General features: G+C 72.0%; 19 protein-coding genes. 3 read left to right on the top strand and 16 right to left on the bottom strand.

What is annotated here, in order from left to right; genetic code table 11:
- Positions 1–93: 93 nt before the first annotated feature.
- Positions 94–2,934: an excinuclease ABC subunit UvrA gene (gene uvrA / locus J2S55_RS32775; protein ID WP_306868808.1), complete on the bottom strand. Its 2,841-nt coding sequence runs from the start codon at positions 2,932–2,934 to the stop codon at positions 94–96.
- A gap of 230 nt (positions 2,935–3,164) precedes the next feature.
- Between uvrA and J2S55_RS32770 the strand changes: the two genes are divergently transcribed.
- Together J2S55_RS32770 and J2S55_RS32765 are read left to right on the top strand one after the other, a co-directional pair.
- Entirely contained in the window at positions 3,165–3,971 is an 807-nt protein-coding gene (locus tag J2S55_RS32770; RefSeq protein WP_306868806.1) for a maleylpyruvate isomerase family mycothiol-dependent enzyme, read from the top strand.
- Positions 3,968–4,609, top strand: coding sequence for an MBL fold metallo-hydrolase (locus J2S55_RS32765; RefSeq protein WP_306868804.1), 642 nt, complete (start codon positions 3,968–3,970; stop codon positions 4,607–4,609). Before J2S55_RS32770 ends, J2S55_RS32765 begins: the two co-directional genes overlap by 4 nt.
- 298 nt (positions 4,610–4,907) lie before the next feature.
- Here the strand turns inward: J2S55_RS32765 and pssA are convergent, their stop codons facing one another.
- The 13 genes from pssA to J2S55_RS32700 all read right to left on the bottom strand — a co-directional run bounded on the left by pssA (position 4,908) and on the right by J2S55_RS32700 (position 17,946).
- A complete protein-coding gene (gene pssA, locus J2S55_RS32760; RefSeq protein WP_306868802.1) occupies positions 4,908–5,738 on the bottom strand; it encodes a CDP-diacylglycerol--serine O-phosphatidyltransferase in 831 nt (276 codons plus the stop codon).
- Positions 5,725–6,372 carry a phosphatidylserine decarboxylase gene (locus J2S55_RS32755; RefSeq protein WP_306868801.1) on the bottom strand — a complete coding sequence of 216 codons (648 nt, stop codon included), beginning with the start codon at positions 6,370–6,372 and terminating at the stop codon, positions 5,725–5,727. Before J2S55_RS32755 ends, pssA begins: the two co-directional genes overlap by 14 nt.
- A gap of 128 nt (positions 6,373–6,500) precedes the next feature.
- Positions 6,501–7,493 carry a TerC family protein gene (locus J2S55_RS32750; protein WP_306868800.1) on the bottom strand — a complete coding sequence of 331 codons (993 nt, stop codon included), beginning with the start codon at positions 7,491–7,493 and terminating at the stop codon, positions 6,501–6,503.
- Between the two features lie 196 nt (positions 7,494–7,689).
- Positions 7,690–8,811, bottom strand: coding sequence for a glycosyltransferase family 4 protein (locus J2S55_RS32745; RefSeq protein WP_306868798.1), 1,122 nt, complete (start codon positions 8,809–8,811; stop codon positions 7,690–7,692).
- Positions 8,804–10,453 carry a murein biosynthesis integral membrane protein MurJ gene (gene murJ, locus J2S55_RS32740; RefSeq protein WP_306868796.1) on the bottom strand — a complete coding sequence of 550 codons (1,650 nt, stop codon included), beginning with the start codon at positions 10,451–10,453 and terminating at the stop codon, positions 8,804–8,806. The genes J2S55_RS32745 and murJ overlap by 8 nt, the downstream gene beginning before the upstream one ends.
- On the bottom strand, positions 10,450–11,316 hold the full coding sequence (locus J2S55_RS32735) for a hypothetical protein (RefSeq protein ID WP_306868795.1): 867 nt from the start codon (positions 11,314–11,316) through the stop codon (positions 10,450–10,452). Before J2S55_RS32735 ends, murJ begins: the two co-directional genes overlap by 4 nt.
- A 4-nt stretch (positions 11,317–11,320) precedes the next feature.
- Positions 11,321–12,292, bottom strand: coding sequence for a copper transporter (locus tag J2S55_RS32730; protein ID WP_306868793.1), 972 nt, complete (start codon positions 12,290–12,292; stop codon positions 11,321–11,323).
- The gene (steA, locus tag J2S55_RS32725; RefSeq protein WP_306868792.1) at positions 12,289–13,500 is read right to left on the bottom strand and encodes a putative cytokinetic ring protein SteA; all 1,212 of its coding nucleotides are present in this window, start codon (positions 13,498–13,500) and stop codon (positions 12,289–12,291) included. Before steA ends, J2S55_RS32730 begins: the two co-directional genes overlap by 4 nt.
- Positions 13,501–13,618: 118 nt before the next feature.
- A complete protein-coding gene (gene recN / locus J2S55_RS32720) occupies positions 13,619–15,331 on the bottom strand; it encodes a DNA repair protein RecN (protein WP_306868790.1) in 1,713 nt (570 codons plus the stop codon).
- Positions 15,332–15,421: 90 nt separating this feature from the next.
- The gene (locus J2S55_RS32715) at positions 15,422–16,327 is read right to left on the bottom strand and encodes an NAD kinase (RefSeq protein ID WP_306868788.1); all 906 of its coding nucleotides are present in this window, start codon (positions 16,325–16,327) and stop codon (positions 15,422–15,424) included.
- Between the two features lie 25 nt (positions 16,328–16,352).
- Positions 16,353–17,171, bottom strand: a complete 819-nt coding sequence (locus J2S55_RS32710) for a TlyA family RNA methyltransferase (RefSeq protein ID WP_306868785.1) — start codon at positions 17,169–17,171, stop codon at positions 16,353–16,355.
- On the bottom strand, positions 17,168–17,341 hold the full coding sequence (locus J2S55_RS32705; RefSeq protein WP_306868783.1) for a hypothetical protein: 174 nt from the start codon (positions 17,339–17,341) through the stop codon (positions 17,168–17,170). Before J2S55_RS32705 ends, J2S55_RS32710 begins: the two co-directional genes overlap by 4 nt.
- A gap of 413 nt (positions 17,342–17,754) precedes the next feature.
- A complete protein-coding gene (locus J2S55_RS32700) occupies positions 17,755–17,946 on the bottom strand; it encodes a hypothetical protein (RefSeq protein WP_306868781.1) in 192 nt (63 codons plus the stop codon).
- A 203-nt stretch (positions 17,947–18,149) separates the two neighbouring features.
- Here J2S55_RS32700 and J2S55_RS32695 point away from each other — a divergent pair, with 203 nt between their 5' ends.
- Positions 18,150–18,497, top strand: coding sequence for an SCP2 sterol-binding domain-containing protein (locus tag J2S55_RS32695; protein ID WP_306868779.1), 348 nt, complete (start codon positions 18,150–18,152; stop codon positions 18,495–18,497).
- A gap of 99 nt (positions 18,498–18,596) precedes the next feature.
- Here the strand turns inward: J2S55_RS32695 and J2S55_RS32690 are convergent, their stop codons facing one another.
- Together J2S55_RS32690 and J2S55_RS32685 are read right to left on the bottom strand one after the other, a co-directional pair.
- On the bottom strand, positions 18,597–19,613 hold the full coding sequence (locus J2S55_RS32690) for an HAD-IIA family hydrolase (RefSeq protein WP_306868777.1): 1,017 nt from the start codon (positions 19,611–19,613) through the stop codon (positions 18,597–18,599).
- A 25-nt stretch (positions 19,614–19,638) separates the two neighbouring features.
- A complete protein-coding gene (locus J2S55_RS32685; protein ID WP_370879803.1) occupies positions 19,639–20,070 on the bottom strand; it encodes a tetratricopeptide repeat protein in 432 nt (143 codons plus the stop codon).
- Positions 20,071–20,172: the final 102 nt, after the last annotated feature.

Here is a 20,172-nt window from a genome sequence, read left to right as displayed (position 1 = left end):
TGCTGCTCATCGTGGCCCTTCTCACAACGTCCCCCGCATACCGGGCTCCCGCCTCAAGGGTATTGAGGTGGGAGCCCGGTCCTCCATCCGGCCTCAGGTCCCGAGGATCTTGCGCAGGAAACGGCCGGTGTGGCTCTCGTCGACCAGGGCGACCTCCTCGGGCGTGCCGGTGGCGAGCACGGTGCCGCCCTTGGAGCCGCCCTCGGGCCCCATGTCGATCAGCCAGTCGGCGGTCTTGATCACGTCGAGGTTGTGCTCGATGACGATGACCGTGTTGCCGCCGTCCACCAGCTTGCCGAGCACGCCCAGCAGCCGCCGGATGTCCTCGAAGTGCAGGCCGGTGGTCGGCTCGTCCAGCACGTAGATCGTCCGGCCGGTGGAGCGGCGCTGCAGCTCGGAGGCGAGCTTGACGCGCTGGGCCTCACCGCCCGACAGGGTCGTGGCCGGCTGGCCCAGCCGGACGTAGCCCAGGCCGACGTCGTTCAGCGTCTGGAGGTAGCGCTTGATGGACGGGATCGCGTCGAAGAAGCCGAGGGCCTCCTCGATCGGCATGTCGAGCACCTCGGAGATCGTCTTGCCCTTGTAGTGGACCTCCAGCGTCTCCCGGTTGTATCGCGCCCCGTGACAGATCTCACACGGCACGTAGACGTCCGGCAGGAAGTTCATCTCGATCTTGATGGTGCCGTCGCCCGAGCAGGCCTCACAGCGGCCGCCCTTGACGTTGAAGCTGAACCGGCCCTTCTGGTAGCCGCGGACCTTGGCCTCGGTGGTCTGCGCGAACAGGTCGCGCACCTTGTCGAAGACGCCGGTGTAGGTCGCCGGGTTCGAGCGGGGGGTGCGGCCGATCGGCGACTGGTCCACGTGCACGACCTTGTCGACGAGGTCCATGCCGTTGACCCGCGAGTGACGGCCGGGGACGGTGCGCGCGCCGTTCAGCTCCTTGGCCAGGGCGTTGTAGAGGATGTCGTTGACCAGCGTGGACTTGCCCGACCCCGAGACGCCGGTGACCGCGGTGAACACCCCGAGGGGGAACTCCACGTCCACGCCCTTGAGGTTGTGCTCGCGGGCGCCCTTCACCGTGATCTGCCGCTTGCGGTCACGCTTGCGGCGCTTGGCGGGGATGGCGATGCTCCTGCGCCCGGACAGGTAGGCGCCGGTCATCGAGCCCTCGGAGGCCAGCAGGTCGGCGACCGTGCCGGAGACGACGACCTGGCCGCCGTGCTCACCGGCGCCGGGGCCGATGTCCACCACCCAGTCGGCGGCGGCGATGGTGTCCTCGTCGTGCTCGACCACGATGAGGGTGTTGCCCATGTCCCGCAGCCGGATCAGGGTCTCCAACAGCCGCTGGTTGTCACGCTGGTGCAGGCCGATGGACGGCTCGTCGAGCACGTAGAGCACCCCGACCAGGCCCGAGCCGATCTGGGTGGCCAGCCGGATGCGCTGGGCCTCGCCGCCGGCGAGGGTGCCCGAGGCGCGGTCCATGGTCAGGTAGTCGAGACCCACGTCCAGCAGGAAGCCCATCCGGGCGTTGATCTCCTTGACGACCCGCTCGGCGATCTGCATGTCCCGGTCGGACAGCCTGAGCCCGGCCAGGAACTTCGCGCAGTCGCCGATCGACATCGCCGAGACCTCGGCGATCGAGCGGTCCTCCACCGTGACGGCCAGCGAGACCGGCTTGAGCCTGGCCCCCTTGCAGGCCGGGCACGGGATCTCCCGCATGTAGCCTTCGTATTTCTCCCGCATGCCGTCGCTCTCGGCCTCGGCGTGGCGGCGCTGCACCCAGGGGATGGCCCCCTCGAAGGTGGTGTAGTAGGAGCGCTCGCGGCCGTAGCGGTTGCTGTAGCGGACGTGGACCTGCTCGTCGTAGCCGTGCAGCAGGGCGTTGTGCGCCTTCTTCGGCAGCTTCTCCCACGGGGTGGTGAGCTTGAAGCCCATCGCGAGGCCGAGCGCCTCGACGAGGCGGATGAAGTAGTCGCTGGTGTGCCCGCCGGCCCACGGGGAGATCGCGCCCTCGCCCAGGGTCTTGTCCGGGTCGGGCACGACCAGGTCGGGGTCGACCTCCATCCGCACCCCGAGACCGGTGCACTCGGGGCAGGCGCCGAAGGGCGAGTTGAAGGAGAACGAGCGGGGCTCCAACTCCTCGAACGACAGGTCGTCGTAGGGGCAGTAGAGGTGCTCGGAGTAGAAGCGCTCACGGTTGGGGTCGTCCTCGGGGAGGTCGACGAACTCCAGCGTGATCGTGCCCCCCGAGAGCTGCAGTGCGGTCTCCACGGAGCCGGTGAGGCGGCTGCGCGCGCTCTCCTTCACCGCCAGCCGGTCGACGATCACCTCGATGTCGTGCTTCTCCTGCTTCTTCAGCGTCGGCGGCTCGTCCAGCCGGACCACCGTGCCGTCGACACGGGCCCGGGCGAAGCCCTTGACCTGAAGCTGGCTGAAGAGCTCGGCGTATTCGCCCTTGCGTCCGCGGATCACCGGGGCGAGGACCTGGAAGCGGGTCCCCTCCTCGAGCTCCATCACGCGGTCGACGATCTGCTCCGGGCTCTGCCGGGCGATCGTCCGGCCGCACCGGGGGCAGTGCGGCTTGCCGATGCGCGCCCAGAGCAGCCGGAGGTAGTCGTAGACCTCGGTGATCGTGCCGACCGTCGAACGCGGGTTGCGGCTCGTCGACTTCTGGTCGATCGACACCGCGGGCGAGAGCCCCTCGATGAAGTCGACGTCGGGCTTGTCCATCTGCCCGAGGAACTGGCGGGCGTAGGCCGACAGTGATTCGACATAGCGACGCTGACCTTCGGCGAAGATGGTGTCGAAGGCCAGGCTGGACTTGCCCGAGCCGGACAGGCCAGTGAAAACGATCAGAGAGTCTCGCGGCAGGTCCAGCGAGACGTCCTTGAGGTTGTGTTCGCGTGCGCCACGCACGATGAGGCGGTCAGCCACAGCAATCCCGACGTCGTTGTAGAGGGTTAAGAGCGGTCGCGGGAAGACTAGCGAGGGGGCCCGACAATTTCGGGGCGGCGCCTGGGGGCCGAACTTCCCGGCCCTCTCCAGACTACGGTCTTCCCGTGAGCCTTACCGGTCACTTGATGCATCGACCACATGTTCCAACCGCGGCGACACGGTGTTTTATGCCCTGGCCCACCTCCCCACCCGGGTGATGGAGTGAGGAGATGGATGTCGTAGAAGCTTTCCAGGCCGAGCTGGCCGCCTCTACCGGCCGGCTGCTGGCCACCGCCGCGAGACTGTCCGACGCCGACGTCTCGGCCCCCTCCCGGCTGCCCGGCTGGACCCGCGGGCACGTGCTCGCCCATGTCGCCCGCAACGCCGACAGCCACGTCAACCTGATGACGTGGGCCAGGACCGGCGTCGAGACCCCGCAGTACCCCGATGCGGGGGCGCGCGACGCCGGGATCGAGGCGGGAGCCGCACGGCCGGCGAAGGAGCAGCTGGCCGACCTGGAGGAGAGCGCGGCACGGCTGGCCAGGGCGGCCGCCGCGGTGCCCGCCGAGGGGTGGGCGACGATGGTCGGCGGCGCCCACCCGCCCAGCCACCCGGCCTGGTACGTGCTGGTCCGCCGGCTGCGCGAGGTCGAGATGCACCACGTGGACCTGGGGGCGGGCTACGAGTGCGCCGACTGGCCGGAGGCCTTCGTCCGCAGGGAGTTGCACGACGCGATGGTCTCCTGGCCGCATGAGCTCGGCACGGTCAGCGAGATCGTCGTCGAGGAGGTCAAGGACGGCGAGGAGCATCACCAGGTCTGGCCGGGCCTCGGGACCGGGCCGGTGCTGCAGGGCGACGCCTGGGCCCTGCTGGGCTGGCTGACCGGCCGCTCGCCGGGGGCGGGGCTTAGGGTGATGCCCGAGGGGACCAGCGGCAACCGGCCCGCCGGTGCCGGGCGGCCGCCCGCGCCGCCGCCGTGGCCGACCACGTCCGCGCCTCCTCATCTGCCCGCTACCCCGCCCGAGGAGTATCCGTGACGTACACAGGTGACGTGCAGGTCGGCGGCCCGGCCGACGTGCGCGAACTGCCCGCCCTGACGATCTCCAAACTGGCCGTCGGCCCCTTCGACAACAACGCCTACCTGCTGCGGTGCAACAAGACCGGGGACGGTGTGCTCATCGACGCCGCCGCCGAGCCGGACCGCCTGCTGGAGCTCATCGGCGACCGGCCGATCAGCAAGATCGTCACCACCCACCAGCACGGCGACCACTGGCAGGCCCTGGAACAGGTCGCCGCGGCGACGGGCGCGGCGGTGGTCGCCCACCCGCTCGACGCCGCCGCGCTGCCGGTGCCGGTGGACCTGGAGGTCGGCCACGGCGACGGGGTCACCGTCGGGGTGGTCACGCTGGAGGTGATCCACCTGCGCGGGCACACGCCGGGCTCGATCGCCCTGCACCATCCCGGTCACCTGTTCACCGGCGACTCGCTGTTCCCCGGCGGCGTCGGCAACACCAACAAGGACCCGGAGCGCTTCACCCAGCTCTTCACGGACGTGTCGGAGCGCGTCTTCGACCGGCTGCCCGACGAGACCTGGGTCTATCCGGGTCACGGCAGGGACACCACGCTGGGCGCCGAGCGCCCCTCCCTGCCGCAGTGGCGCGAGCGCGGCTGGTAGCCCTCACCCGGCCCACCCGGCGCCCTCCGGGCGGACGGGCGGAGCCTCGCCGCGCCCCAGGGAACGCGACCGGTGGGCGGGCGGAGCCTCCGGCCGCGCCCCGGGAGGGAACACGACCGCCGGGCGGACGGGCCGGGCTTCTGGGGGAACGCGACCGGCGGACGGAGGGGCCTCGGGCCGCGCCCCCAGGAGGAACACGACCGCCGGGCGGACAGGCCGGGCCCCGGCGGGAACGCGGCCGGCGGGCACGGAGACCGGCGCACGGCGGTCCTGGCCCGCGCGCCGGTGCCCGGAGCCCTCAGGTGATGCTGGCCGACTCCTTGCGCTCCTTGCGCTTCTCCCGCTTGAACATCAGGATGCGCAGCGGGATGGCGGCCACGATGGCCACCTGCATGATGGCGCCGACCTTGATCAGGGTGTCACCGCCGGGCAGGCCCGCGGCCCAGATGGTCAGGCAGGCGACGTTGATCATCATCCAGGCGAGCACGACGGCCGCCAGGTTGCCCTTGGGCTTGGGATACTCGATCCGGCTCACCATAAGGTAGGCCACGCCGAAGATCGGCAGCAGGGTCACCAGCGACGGCGGGAACAGCAGCACGATCGAGACCACCGTCATGGCGCCCATCGGGATGGGCAGGCCCATGAAGTCGCCGCTCTTGGTCTTCACGCAGGCGAAACGGGCCAGCCTGATGACGCCGGCCAGCAGCACCGACGCCGCGGCGACCATCACCAGCGGGAACGGCACCCGCTGGGTGAAACCGCCCCAGATGACCACCATGAAGGCGGGGGCGAAGCCGAAACTGATCACATCGGCCAGGTTGTCCAGCTCGGCCCCCATGGCCGAGGCACGGAACTTGCGGGCCACCAGGCCGTCGAACAGGTCGCAGGTGGCGCCGATCAGCAGCAGCACCACCGCGGTGCCGAAGAACTGGGGGACGGCCGCGAACTTCCCGCCCGCCTGGAGCTGGTTGATCGCCGACCAGGCCAGCACGCAGACCGCGAGGAAGCCGCACAGCGCGTTGCCGAGGGAGAGGGAGTCAGCCGCCGAGAGCCGGAACGCCTTGCCGACGGGCCCCCGGGGCTCGTCGTCCGTCTCGTCCAGCGGCCAGCTCGCGTCAGCCGTGGTCAAGAGCTGTCACCCCCGCGACGGTCCGCTGGCCGACCGACACGGCGGGTGCGATTCCCTCGGGGAGATAGAGGTCCACGCGCGAGCCGAGCCGGATGAGCCCGATCCTGTCGCCCTTGGCCACCTTCGCCCCGGCCGCCAGGTAGGGGATGATGCGGCGCGCGACCGCACCGGCGATCTGGACCAGCTCGATGTCGCCGAGCGCGGTGTCCAGGTGCCATACGACCCGCTCGTTCTTGTCGCTGTCCTTGTTGAAGGCGGGCAGGAACCCGCCTGCCACGTGCTCCACCGAGGTGACCGTACCGGCCAGCGGCGCACGGTTGACGTGCACGTCGAGGGGGCTCATGAAGATGGCCACCCTCGTGCGGCCGTCCGGCCAGGGGTCGATGCTCTGCACCACGCCGTCGGCGGGCGACAGGATCCGCGCGGAGCCCGGCGTGCGCTCCGGATCGCGGAAGAACCAGAGCATGCCACCGGTGAGCGCGGCCAGAGGCGCCGCCGCGAGCGCCCAGCGCCGGTCACGGCGGCTGAGCAGCGAGGTCACTGCGGCGGCGGTCACGGTCGGGAGCAACCACGGGGAGACGCCACGTGCCAGCCGTATCCGGCCTGGCTGGTGGCTTGCTGAATCGTGGGACACGGGGAACCTTTTGTGATGTCTTGCGGCATTAGACCGGTATGTCTACCCGCCCTGGGGCAGGATGCTACCCATCTCTCAGCCCTTATACGGCGCAACTAGACAAGCAAAGCTCCTCACGCCCCGATCCGCTAGCCCTGCTTGCCACTCGCGGAGGTGGTGATTTCCTTGCTTTCGCGTCCGTCGCGACGGGCCTTGATCAGGCTGGCCACAGTGGTGATCACCATGGTGACGCCGATGACCGACAACGACAGCCAGATCGGCACCTCGGGTGCCCAGGACACGCCACTGGAGTGCAGCGCCTCGAGAATCAGCTTAACCCCGATAAAACCAAGGATGAACGCCAGACCGTAGCTCAGGTAGACCAGACGCTGCAGCAGACCGCCCAGCAGGAAGTAGAGCTGACGCAGCCCCATCAGGGCGAACGCGTTGGCGCTGAAGACGATGAAGGCGTCGGTGGTGAGGCCGAAGATCGCGGGAATCGAGTCGAGGGCGAACAGCAGGTCGGTGGTGCCGATGGCGACCATCACGATCAGCAGCGGGGTGACCATGCGCTTGCCGTCGACCTTGACGACGACCTTGGAGCCCACGTAGTCGTCGGTGTGCGGCAGCACCCGCCGCGCCCAGCGCAGGACCGCGTTCTCGTTGAAGTCGTCCTCGTCCTGACCGTGCTGACGGACGAGCTGCACCGCGGTGTAGATCAGGAACAGGCCGAAGACGTAGAACAGCCAGCTGAAGCTCGCCAGCGCGGCGGCGCCGACGGCGATGAAGACGCCACGCATGACCAGGGCCAGCAGGATGCCGACCAGCAGCACCTTGTGCTGGTGGATCTTGGGCACCGCGAAGCGGGTCATGATGATGTAGAAGACGAAGAGGTTGTCGACGCTCAGGCTGTATTCGGTGATGTAGCCCGCGAAGAACTGGCCCGCCGAGGTCGGCCCGGCGAAGATCCACAATGTGATGCCGAACAGGACGGCGAGCGTGACGTAGAAGCCGACCCAGAAACCCGCCTGCTTCATGGAGAACTCTCGGGGCTCGCCCCGGTCGACGATCCAGAGATCAACGGCGAGGACGACCAGCAGACCGCCGATGACGGCGATCCATGCCCAGAAAGGAACAGTCACGATAGATAACCCTCCGGCGGCGTGCACGACTGACTGCCGGAGGTCTCTCCCGCCCGCGGAAGTCTGGCGCGGACCGACAGCCCCGGGGGCCTCGTGGAGCGAGGCAGCACCGTGATGACGAGACTGTCACGAAGGGATACTCCCCCCCTAACCAAGCCAGTATAGGTGTGCGGCTTGGCAGCACCTAACCGAACAATCAGGCCCCGCCCGCTGTTCCCCGCCGCGGCAGGCCCCCGTAGACCGCCAGCACGGCCTCCAGCGCCTGCTCCTGTCCAGGTAGGCCGCCGCCCCTCTGCGCGGCCGCCGCGGCCAGGGCGGCGGCGAGATCGTCGTCGGCGAGCACTCTCTCCACCGCCGCGCGCATCGCGGCGACGTCTCCGTACGGCACCAGCAGCCCGGCCTCGCCCACCATCGGCGGGATGCCGCCCACCGCGGTGGCGATCACCGGCGTCCCGGCCCGCAGCGCCTCCTGCACGGTCAGCGGCTGTCCCTCCCACCGGCTGGGCACCAGCAGGGCCCGCGCGATCCCGAGCAGATCCCCGACGTCGCCCCGGTCGCCCAGCAGGCGCACCGGCAGGTTCTCCCGGTCGACGCGTTTCTGGAGCTCCTGGCGGAGCGGCCCCTCCCCCGCGACCAGGAACACCGCCCGCGGCGCGGACGCCCGGCCGGAGCCGAAGGCCGCCGCGACGTCGAGCAGGGTCTCCAGGCCCTTCTGCTGGGCGAGCCTGGCGACCGTCAGGAAGACGGGCCGCTCCCCCGTGCCGAGCTCGGCCCGTACTTCCTGCGGCCCGCGCCCGGAGGGGGGCAGCTCGGGCGCCGGGACGACGGCGGCCTCGACATGCCGGGCGCCCAGTCCGGCCATCCGCTCCCCCAGGTCGGGAGAGACCACCAGGATCCGGTCGGCGCGCCGGGCGACGATCCGCTCCAGGACCCCGTAGACCGCGCCGACCACGCCGCCCGCGGTGGCGGCGTTGTGCAGGGTCACCACCAGGCCGGTCCGGGTCCCGGCCAGCGCCAGCGCGGCCAGGGCCCCGGCCCGCAGCCCGTGGGCGTGCACGGCGTGCGCCCCGCGCAGCGCCCGCAGCGCCCGCGCCGCCCGCAGATCATGGAGCGGGCGGGGCCGGTCCGAGATCGGCACCGGTACGAACCGCGCCCCGGACCGGCCGAACCCGAAGGTCTCCTCGGTCTCCGGCGGCCCGGCCACGACCACCTGGTGCCCCCTGCGCACCAGCCCCTCGGCCAGCATCGCCACATGCCGTCCGACCCCGCCCGCGCTGGTCCCCAGCACCAGCGCCAGCCGTGCGCCCGAGTCAGTCATCGCCACCGGTCCTTCCTGCAATGGGCATCCGCCTGAAGCGGCCCAGCAGCATCCTGGCGTCCGGTCCGTCGACCACCGCGGCCACGGCCGCGAACGCCGCCGCGCCGACCACCGCCGCCCCGGCCCCGACCGCCACGCACATCCACCTCGACACGCCGGCGGCCGCCGTGACGACGGCCAGCCCGGCCCCGTAGGCAGCGGCCCCGCCGAGCACGGCGGCGAGCACGGCCCGCCACGTGCCGGCCAGCCCGCCGGCGCCTCTGGCCCGGAAGACCGCCAGCGCCAGCAGCACCCCGCCCACGGTCATGCCGACGGTGCTGCCCAGCCCCAGCCGCCCCACCACCTCGGACGGGTCACCGGCGGCGCGGGCCAGCAGGATCTGGGCCAGCAGCGCCACCGTCCACCCGGTCACGGACGCGACCGCCGCCGACCGGCCCCGGCCGCAGGCGTACAGCACCCGCGCGAGATGGAGCATCAACCCATATCCCACCAGGCCAGGCGCGGACAGCAGGACGGCCCTGGCCATCTCCGGCGGGTCGCCGCCGTCGGTGCCCTCGAGGAAGATCCGGGACATCGGCATGGCCACCGCCGCCATCACCCCCGCCGCCAGCCCCGTCACCAGCAGGATCGCCCGCGTGGTGGAGGAGGCCAGGCTGTCGAAACCGGCCCGGTCCCCCTCCGCCGCCCGGGCGGACAGCACCGGGAACGAGCTGGTGGCGATCGGCACCACGAGCACCGCGAAGGGGAGCTGGTACAGCGCCCACGCGTAGGTGTAGACGCCCGTCGCCCCCGCCCCGCCCAGCTCGTTGGCCAGGCGGACCACGACGGTCAGGGCGACCTGCTGGGCGATGAGCACGGCGATGCCCGCGGTGGCCAGCTGCCGCGCGCGGGCCGCGACTCCGGGGGGGAAGGACAGCGACGGCCGCAGCCTCAGCCTGAGCCGGGCCACCGGGCCGGCCACGGTGAGCACCATCGCCGCGGCCGCGATCGTCGCACCGAGGGAGAGCGTCAGCATCCCGGCTGTCGTGAGATCCGACAGCTCGTCCGCGGCTCCGTCCGCGACCGGTGCGAACACCAGGTAGGAGGCGACGATGAGCAGGCTGGAGACCAGCGGCGCCAGAGCGGGCCCCATGAAGCGCCGGTGGGCCTGGAGCACGCCGTACAGGACCACCGCGAGTCCGAAGAAGATCATCCGGGGGGCGAACACGACGAGCATGTCCGTGCCGACCTCGATCACCAGGGAGACGTCGCAGTCCTTGACCTTCCCGACCAGCAGCGTGACGATGGGCCCGGCGAACGCGGTGATGAGCAGGGTCAGCGGCACCAGGGCGAGCATCGCCCAGGTGAGCAGGGCCGAGGTGGTCCGGCTGACCTCCGCCCTGGCCTCGGGGTCCTCGGCGGTCCGGGAGGCCGCCGAGGCCAGCACCGGCACCACCATCCCGGCCAGCGCGCCCCCCGCCACCAGCTCGAAGACGATGTTGGGCACGTAGTTGGCGGTGTTGTAGGCGGTGCTGAGGCAGAGGTTGCCCACGGTCTGCGACTGGACGAGATAGCGGCCGGACCCGACGAGCCGGGCCGCGACGGTCACGATCCCGATGAGGAGCGCCGCCCCGGCGACCCCCTGCCCGATCTTTCTGATCATCGGTCGCCGGGCGCCTGCTCCACGGGACGGCGGCCGAGCATGTCGATGCGGTTGAGCAGGGGGTTGCCCGCGATGACCCGGGTGAAGCTGATCTTCTCCGAGGCGGCGGTCAGCGCGACCACGGTGCCCAGCACGGCCAGGCGCCCGGGGCGGCCGAGGGTGACCGAGGCGGCCAGGCCGAGCAGCGCCCCCAGGGCGTTGGCCCCCGCGTCGCCCAGCATCGCCCGCTCCCCGAGGTCCTCGGGCAGGAGCGCGACGGCGGCGCCGATCGGCAGCGCGGCCAGGGTGGCCGGGACCGGGGTGTCCCGGCGCAGGCCCACGGCCAGCAGCGGCGCGCCGGCGAGCAGGCCGGCCTTGACGGCACGGCCCGGACGCAGGTCGAAGAGGTTGGCCAGGTTGGCGCCGCCGGCGACCAGCGCGCCGTTGACCGCGGTGTCGACGGGACCCCGGGAGGTCGCGGCGGCGGCGGCCAGGCCCGTCACGCCGATGCCCAGGAGCTTGACGGCGCCGCTGGTGACCTCGCCCTTGGCCAGGGCGCTCAGATGGCCCTTGAATCCCTTGGAGGACGTCGCGCCGTACAGGTCGTCGTAGGCGCCGAGGCCGCCGGCACCGGCCACGGCCAGCAGGACGGCCGCGCGGACCCGGGCGGGCAGGCCCGGGACCACCGCGGCGGCCACCCCCGCGCCCGCGACGACGGCCGGGCCCTCGAGCAGGGTGATCGGCTCGCCCCGGTGGTTGGTCCGCTCCCAGGTCTCCGCGTCGCCGACCGGCGGCCTGCGGGTGAAGGCGGCGTAGGCGGCGCGGGCGGCCGCCGCACCGAGAAAGGCGCCGGCCAGGGCGCCGAGAAAAGCACGACGGGCCATCGGGTCATCCTCCGGAGGTGGCCGTGGGGGTGGGGGCGGGGGGCGCACTGGGTTCGGTGCCCGAGACACCGGCACCTATGCCGTAATGCCCGGCGACCCCGGACAACTGCTCCCGCAGAGCGTAGACCACCACGATCCGGCCCGCGGGCATATCGATGTTGTCGACGCTGGAGACCTTCTCCGCGGCGGCGGTGTCCTCGCGCAGCGCGGCGATGGCCCCGCCGGCCGCGGCGCCGGTGGGCGGGCCGATCAGCACGGTGCCCCGGCCGGCCTCGTCCAGGCCCAGGGCCATCGACACGATCGCGCCCGCCTGCTGGGCGGCGCTCTCCCCGGTGTACGGCTCCGCGGGCGCGACCAGCACGGCCAGGTCGGCACGCTTGGCGGGCTGGTCGGTGACGGTGATCAGACCGGCGCGCTGGAAGGCTTCGAGGACTCCGGTCGCGGTCGGATCGACCTTGCCCAGCTGCGCGGGGTCACTGGTCACGATCGCTCCGGCGAGCAGCGCGGCGGCCCGGTCGTAGGTCGTGCCCTCGACCGGGAGGGTCATGTCGACGGGCTTGGCCTCGGTGACCAGCTTGTCGATGAGAGCCGACTGGCTGACGTCGACGTAGTCCTCGCCGAGGATGACGCGGCCGGTCACCGTGGCGCCGGACTTGGCGATCACCTCCTGCACCGCCTCACGCATGGCCGTCGTGGTGCCGGGGGCCTCCACGATCACGACGCGCTCGGTCGCGAGGGCGTCCTGGACGAGCCGCGGGGTGTCGGCGGTGACGAAGGCGTCGTTGGCCGCCTCACGCTTCTGCAGGGTCTCCAGCTCGGTGCGGTATTCGTCGTTCCTGATGCGGAGCTGGTTTGCGAAGGCCTCGGCCGTCTTGATGGCCGGGTCCTCCAGGAAGCTGGTGCCCAGCACGATGCCGACCGACAGCGCGAGGAAGATGGCGACGATGGAGACGAGGTGATAGCGGAAATCGATCACGAGAAGAGTCCGACCAGCCAGAAGATGAAGCCGTTCCAGACGTCGCGGACGCTGTCCAGCCAGATCTTGCCGACCGGGGAGACGATGATCGCCACCCCCATGGTGATCAGCGTGGTGGCGACGAGCAGGAGCAGGGACGGGGTGGAGATCCGGCTGCGGTAGAGCCGGCTGACGCCCTTCGCGTCGATGAGCTTGCTGCCCACCCGGAGCCGGGTGAGGAAGGTGCTGGCCATGCCCGAGCGCCCCTTGTCGAGGAACTCCACCAGGGTCGCGTGCGTGCCGACGGCGACGATCAGGTCGGCTCCCTTGTCGTCGGCCAGCAGCATCGCAATGTCCTCGCTGGTGCCGATCGCCGGGAAGATCACGGCGTCGCGGCCGAGCTGCTGGACCCGCTCCAGGCCCGGCGCCCGGCCGTCCCGGTAGGCGTGCACGACCAGCTCGGCGCCGGAGGTGAGCGCCTTGGTGGAGACCGAGTCGAAGTCGCCCACGATGATGTCGGGCAGGTAGCCGGCCTCCATGAGCGCGTCGGCGCCGCCGTCCACCCCGATCATGATCGGGCGGTATTCGCGGATGTAGGGGCGCAGCGCCGCGATGTCCTCCTTGTAGTGGTAACCGCGCACCACGATGAGGACGTGCCGCCCCTCCATGACGGTCCGGACGTCGGGCACGCCGACACCGTCGATGAGGAGGTCGCGCTCGCGCCGGACGTATTCCATGGTGTTCTCGGCGAACGCCTCGATCTGGACCGTCAGCCCGGCCCGCGCCTCGACCATCGCGGCCTCGACCGACTCGGCCGTCTGCACGTCGCCCTTGCCCACCACCTCGTCCTCGAGGTAGACCGCCCCCTCGTGGACCCGGACCAGATCGCCGTCCTTGATCCGCTCGAACAGCTCGGGGCTGGCGTTGTCGACGAACGGCACCCCGGCGTCGACGATGATCTGCGGACCCAGGTTGGGGTAGCGGCCGCTGATGCCCGCGGCAACGTTGACCACGCTCGCCGCGCCGCACGCGACAAGCGCCTCCGCGCTCACACGGTCGACGTCAACGTGATCGATAATCGCGATTTCCCCGGGCCGGAGGCGTTTGGTCAGCCCCTTGGTCCGCCGATCGATTCTCGCCACTGCCGTCACCCCGGGAAGGCCGGTGACCTTCCTGCGGCGGAGGTAACCGGTGAGCCTGCTCTGAAGCTCGTCAATCGGCACCTTCATCACGACCATCCTGCCAGAGCGAATGACCGGGCACGCCAAACCCACGGCAGCACGTCGGATTCGTCACAGAAGATCCTCACGTGCTCCTGCTCCCCCGAGCATCCGAAAACAGTCCTCCTCAGGCCTTGTCCGCCGCGGCGATCGCGAGGAGCTCCTCCGCGTGCGCGCGGCCCAGCTCGGAGTCCTCCAGCCCCGCCAGCATGCGGGACAGCTCCCGCGCCCGCCCGTCCTTGTCGAGCGCCACCACGCCGCTGCGGACCACGCTGCCGTCGCCTGCCTTCTCCACGACCAGGTGCTGGTCGGCGAAGGCCGCCACCTGGGGCAGATGAGTGACGACTATCACCTGGGCGGTGCGGGCCAGACGGGCCAGACGGCGGCCGATCTCCACCGCGGCCTTGCCGCCCACGCCCGCGTCGACCTCGTCGAACACGAAGGTCGGCACCGGGTCGGCACCGGCGAACACGACCTCGATGGCGAGCATCACCCGGCTGAGCTCACCGCCGGAGGCGCCCTTGTTCAGCGGCAGGGGCGGCGAGGCCGGATGCGGGGACATGCGCAGCTCGACCTCGTCGACGCCGTGCGGGCCGAAGTCGTCGGCGGCCGTCATGCCGACCACCACCCGGGCGTGCGGCATGGCCAGCGCGGTGAGCTCCTCGGTGACGGCCTGCCCGAACCGCTCGGCGGCGGCGGCCCGGATCCGGGTCAGCTCGGCGGCCAGCTCGGTGAGGCGCCCGGTGAGCTCCTCGTGCTCCCGGGTGAGGTCGCTGATCCGCTCGTCGTCGCCTTCGAGCTCGGTGACGCGCTGCGCCGCCTGGGCGGCCCAGGCGAGCACCGCCCCGGTGTCCTCGCCGTATTTGCGGACGAGATGGGCGAGCACGGCCTGGCGCTCCTGCACGACCGAGAGCCGGACCGGGTCGGCCTCGACCGACTCGGCGTAGGCGGCCAGTTCGGTGGCGACGTCGGAGATGAGATATCCCGCCTCGGCGAGCCGGTCGGCGATCCCGGCCAGCGTCGGGTCGAACTCCCGCACCGCCTCGACGGCCGTGCGGGCCTGACCGACCAGCGTGACGGCGTCCTGCATGACCTGCTCGCCGGACATCGGGTCCCCCAACAGCGCCCGGTGCGCCGTCTCGGCCGCGCTCCGGAGGGAGTCGGCGTGGGAGAGCCGCTCCACCTCCTCGCGGAGCTCGGCGTCCTCGCCCGCTCTGGGGTCGGCCTGCTCGACCTCGTCGAGCCCGAACCTGAGCAGGTCGGCCTCCTGCGCGCGCTCCCGGGCCCTGGCGGTCAGCTCCGCCAGCTGGTCGGCGACCTGCTTGTGCCGCTTGTAGGCGTGCTCGTAGGCGCGCAGCGGCTTGACCAGGTCCTCACCCGCGTAGCGGTCGAGGGCGGCCCGCTGGCGGCCCGGCTGGAGCAGCCGCTGCTGGTCCATCTGGCCGTGCACGGCCACCAGGTCCTCGGCCAGGTAGGTGAGCGTGCCCACCGGGACGGTGCGGCCGCCCAGCCAGGCGCGGCTGCGGCCCTCGGCGGAGACGGTGCGCGAGATGATCAGCTCTCCGTCTTCGATCTCGCCGCCCACATCCTGCACCTGCTGGGCCACCCGGCCCGCCGGGTCCACCATGAGCGTGCCCTCGACGGTGGCCTTGTCCGAGCCCGGACGGACGCGGGCGGGATCGGCCCTGCCGCCGAACAGCAGCCCCAGACCGGTCACCACCATGGTCTTTCCCGCACCGGTCTCGCCCGTGAGCACGGTGAACCCCGGCGACAGCACCAGGACGGCCTCGTCGATCACGCCGAGCCCTTGGATGCGGACCTCCTCGACCCTGGGTCGCACTGGTCCCTCCCGTCACATCGAATTCACCGAACATCAGTGCGGTGCGCGGGCACGATCCTACGCGCTCGGGACGACGATCGCCCGGACGCGCTACGACCGCACCCTGCCACGCCACCCCTGCACCGGGAGGTCGAATTTGGCGACCAGCCGGTCGGTGAAGGGCGCTCCGGTGTCCTCCACGCCGTGCAGCCGCGCCAGCCGTACCGGGACCGTGCCCCGGCGGACCTCGACCCGTGCGCCGGCGGGCAGGTCGAACCGGCGGCGGCCGTCGCACCACAGCACCGCCCCGGCCGTCTCCGGCTGCACCTCCAGCGCCACCGTGGAGCGAGGGGAGATCACCAGCGGCCGGGCGAACAGCGCGTGGGCGCTGATCGGCACCAGCAGCAGCGCCTCCACCTCCGGCCAGACCACCGGCCCGCCGGCCGAGAAGGCGTAGGCGGTGGAGCCGGTCGGCGTGGCGCAGATGATCCCGTCACAGCCCCAGCGCGACAGCGGGCGCCCGTCGATCTCGGCGACCGCCTCCAGCATCCGGTCGTTCTTCTCCACGGTGGCCTCGTTGAGCGCCCAGGTGTCGGCCAGCAGCTGCCCGTTGAGGCGGGCGGTGACCTCGACGGTCATCCGCTCCTCCACGTCGTAGCGGCCCTGGACCACGCAGTCCACCGTGACCGCCAGGTCTTCGACCTCGGCCTCGGCCAGGAACCCGACGTGCCCGAGGTTGACGCCCAGCAGCGGCACGCCCGCCGGACGGGCGAGCTCGGTGGCCCGCAGCAGGCTGCCGTCGCCACCGAGGACGATCATCATCTCGGCGTCCTGGACCGCCGCGGCGCTGGCGGGCACCACGTCGGCCCCCGCGCAGGCGATGGCCTCGGCCTCGGCGTTGAGGATGCGCACGGTCAGCCCGGCGTCCACCAGCCGGCCGATCACCGTCCGGGCGGCCTCGACGGCCGCCTCCCGTCCGGTGTGGGCGGTGACCAGCACGGTGCGCTTGGTAGTCATGTTCCACTCTTTCGGGGGATAACCACTACTGGGGGCCTTGCTCCACCGCGCGTTCGATCTCGGCGCCGAGGTCCTCGACCGGCGGCGCGCCCTCTCCCTTGCCCAGCCAGATGACGTACTCCACGTTGCCCGACGGACCCGGCAGCGGGCTGGCGGTGACGCCCCGCACGGTCAGGCCGAGTGCCTGCGCGGCCTCGGCCACATCCTGCACGGCCTGCGCCCGCAGTGCGGGGTCGCGCACCACCCCGCCGGCGCCGACCCGCTCCTTGCCGACCTCGAACTGCGGCTTGACCAGCATCGCGAAGTCGGCCCGGTCGGCGGCGCACCGCGCCAGGGCGGGCAGCACCAGGCGCAGCGAGATGAAGGAAAGGTCGCCGACGACCAGGGTGGGAGCCTCTCCGACCATGTCCGGCGTCAGGTCCCTGACGTTGACCCGCTCCATGACCGTGACCCGCTCGTCGGTCCGCAGCGACCAGGCGAGCTGGCCGTACCCGACGTCGACGGCGAGCACGTGCCCCGCGCCGGCGCGCAACAGCACGTCGGTGAAGCCGCCCGTCGAGGCCCCGGCGTCCAGGCAGCGGCGCCCCTCGACGGTCAGCCCCCGCGGGCCGAACGCCTCCAGGGCGCCGAGGAGTTTGTGCGCCCCCCGCGAGACGTAGTCAGGGCCCTCCGCGGCCTCGGTGACCACGATCGCGGAGGCGGTGTCGACCTGGGTCGCGGGCTTGGCCGCCACCCGGCCGCCGACACTGACCCTGCCCGCCTCGATGAGCTGGGCCGCCTGCTCCCGGGACCGGGCCAGCTTGCGGCGCACGAGCTCGCTGTCGAGACGCGTCCGCCGGCTCACCGCTGCTGGTCCACGGCGCCGTCCACCGAGGCGAGCGCCTGCTCCAGCCCGGTGAAGACCTCCTCGAACACGCTCACGTGCGCCGAGACGGGCACCGCGCCGAGCCGGGCGAGCCCGCCCAGCGCCGTGTCGACCCGCTTCTCGCCGGTCTCTTCCGGCAGGTCTGTCATGCGCCCCCTCCGGAGGTGCTCTTGGCCGTCTTGGTGGTCGTACGGGCGCGCGGCGCGCGGGCCGCCCCGCCCGTGGACGCCTTGACCGTATCGGAAGCCGCGACGCCCGTCGCCCCGGCACCCCCGGCGCCCGTCGCCCCGGCACCCCCGGCGCCCGTCGCCCCGGCACCCCCGGCCACGCCCTCGGTGCCCTTCCGCGCCCCCGGCGCCCTTCCCCGTCTCCGCCCCCGCTGCGACCTTACGCGCACCCTTGTCATCCGCCCCCTGCGGCCTTCCGGCCCCTGGGCGCCCTTCTCCCTCTCCGCGCCCTCGGCGGCCTTCTACACCTTCGCCCCCTGGGACCTTCCGGCCCCTTGGTTCCCTTCCCCCGCCTCCGTCCCTCTCCGCGGCCCTGCCCACGCGCCCGGCGGCTTTCACCGGGCCCGGGCCGTACGGCCCGGCGCGAGCGGGGAGTCCGCCTCGGCGGTGATGAAGCCCGGCCGGCCGGCCGCCGTACGGCCCCGCCCGCCGTGACGGGCCCGCGGCCCTCCAACCACCTGGCCGGGCATGCGGGACAGGCCGGTCTCCCCGGAAGCGGACATGTCGCTCTCCCCGGAAGCGGGCATGTCGCGAACTATCGAGGGGGTTCCGCTCGTTGTCACCTCATTGAGATTCTCCCGCCCCTCGAAAGACTCCGAACGCCATGGCGGAGGCCTCCCCCTCCGGCGCGTCCCCCGCGCGCCGGATCGCACGCTGTATTCATGTGGAACGCTACCGTCCGTAGGTTCAAGGGATTCGGGTCGGCCCGAACAGAAGGGAGCGCCGCGCGATGGCGACCGTCGACGAGTGCCGGGTGGCACTACGCAAACTCGCCGAGCAGTTCGACGAGGTTGACCAGGAGAGCCGTAGCAGGCACGTGGTCGAGCGCAGCATCAGCTGCCACATCCGCGATCTCGGCGTCACCTTCCACGGCCGCATCCACCACGGCGGCCTGGGTCCCTTCGACGACTCGCCCCCCGCCGACGGCAGGCCCGCCGAGGTGAAACTCACCATCGGCAGCGACGACCTGGTGTCCCTGGTGAACGGCGAGCTCGACATGGGGCGGGCGGTGTTCAGCGGCCGGGTCAAGATCGACGCGAGTTTCGGCGACCTTCTCCGTCTCCGCAAGCTCCTCTGAGCGGTCCGGCTCCGGAGAGTACGGACAGGACGCACCGGGTCTCCGCCCGGGGCGCTCCTCCCGCCCGGAGGCGGGCCGCCTATCCGGCGGGCGGGCGGCCTATCCGGCGGGCGTGTGACCGGACAGCGAGGAGTCGAGCACGGCCTTCACCGCGTCCTCGTCCGCCTGTCCCTCTCCGGCGGCCTCCCACGTGGCGGCGGCGGCCGCCCGGAGCCCGTCGAGAGGGTCCCCCCGCCCGTCGAGGCGGAGCCGGTCCGCCTCCCACCGGGCGGTCCACCCCTCGCAGGCCCAGCCGCTCCCGTTGCGCTCCACCCGCGGGTAGGGCCTGTGCAGGGCCGACAGGTCGGCGGCGACGTAGGTGGGCCGATGCCGGGGACCGGCGGTCAGCAGGTCGAGAGGGGTCGCCACCCCGGTCAGCACCAGCAGGCTGTCCACTCCCGCGTTGGTCGCCCCCTCGATGTCGGTGTCGAGGCGGTCGCCGACCACCAGCGGTCGCTCCGAGCCGGTCCGCAGCATCGACTCGCGGTGCAGCGGCGGCTCGGGCTTGCCCGCGACGATCGGCTCCACCCCGGTCGCCGTGGCGATCACCCGGACCATGGCGCCGTTCCCCGGCAGTTCGCCCCGATCGGTCGGCATGGTCGAGTCGGCGTTGGCGGCCACGAACAGCGCGCCCTGCCGTACGGCCAGCGCGCCCTCCGACAGCAGGCCGTAGGTGAGGCCGGGCGCGATGCCCTGCACCACCGCGGCCGGACCGTCCAGGGCGGTGCTGACCGGGCGCAGGCCATGCGCGCGCAGGGCGCTGCGCAGCCCCATCCCGCCGACCACCAGCACCGCCGCGCCCGGCCCGAACCGCTCGGCCACCAGCCGCGCGGCGGCCTGGGCCGAGGTGACCACGTCCTCGGGGGCCGCCGGGGCGCCGAGCGCGCTCAGGTGCTCGGCGATCGCCCCCGGGGTGCGCGAGGCGTTGTTGGTGACGTAGGCGAGCCGCACACCGCGCTCCGCCGCCTCGCGCAACGACTCTGGAGCCCCGGGCACGGCGTCGCGCCCGAGGTACACCACGCCGTCAAGGTCGAGAAGAAGGGTGTCATACGGGGTTATCAGCGTCTCTGTAGTCACCTGCCCATTTCATCACCCATGAGGATCACGTCCGGCGGGCGCGTAACGTGGCCCGGACGCTTTTCAACGCCGACACGTAGTGCCGCTGGTCGGGACGCATGGCCGCGGCGATGGCCAGCGGCTCCTGGGCCCCTTCCATGTCTCCGGTGCGCCACAGGGCGAGGCCGAGCCCGAAATAGGCGTAGTCCTCGGCCGGATTGGCATCGACGATCCAGCGGAAACTGTCAACCGCGTCGGAGTACTGCCGGGAGTTGAACTGGGCGCGGGCGAGCGCCTCGCGGATACTCCGTGATTCCGGCTCGGCGTCGGCGGCGCGCTCCAGCAGCGCGACAGCCGCCGCCGGACTTCCCTCCGCCAGAAGTTTCATCCCTCGCTGGAACCAGTCATAGACGTCCCCGGCCGGAGCGCCCGTCTCGGGGCTGGGGGAATCAGACGGACCGCTACGTCCTTGGACCATACGTGAGGCCTCCTTCATCGACAGACGACAGCTCTGGCCGATTTCCTGACGGCCCGGGCACCACCGCGCCATCGGAGCGGTCCCTGGACGTTTCAGGCCTTT

It is taken from the genome of Streptosporangium brasiliense, assembly GCF_030811595.1.
GTDB lineage: Bacteria > Actinomycetota > Actinomycetes > Streptosporangiales > Streptosporangiaceae > Streptosporangium > Streptosporangium brasiliense.
The sequence above is the reverse complement of the archived record's forward strand: the minus strand, read 5'-3'. Positions and strand labels throughout refer to the sequence as shown.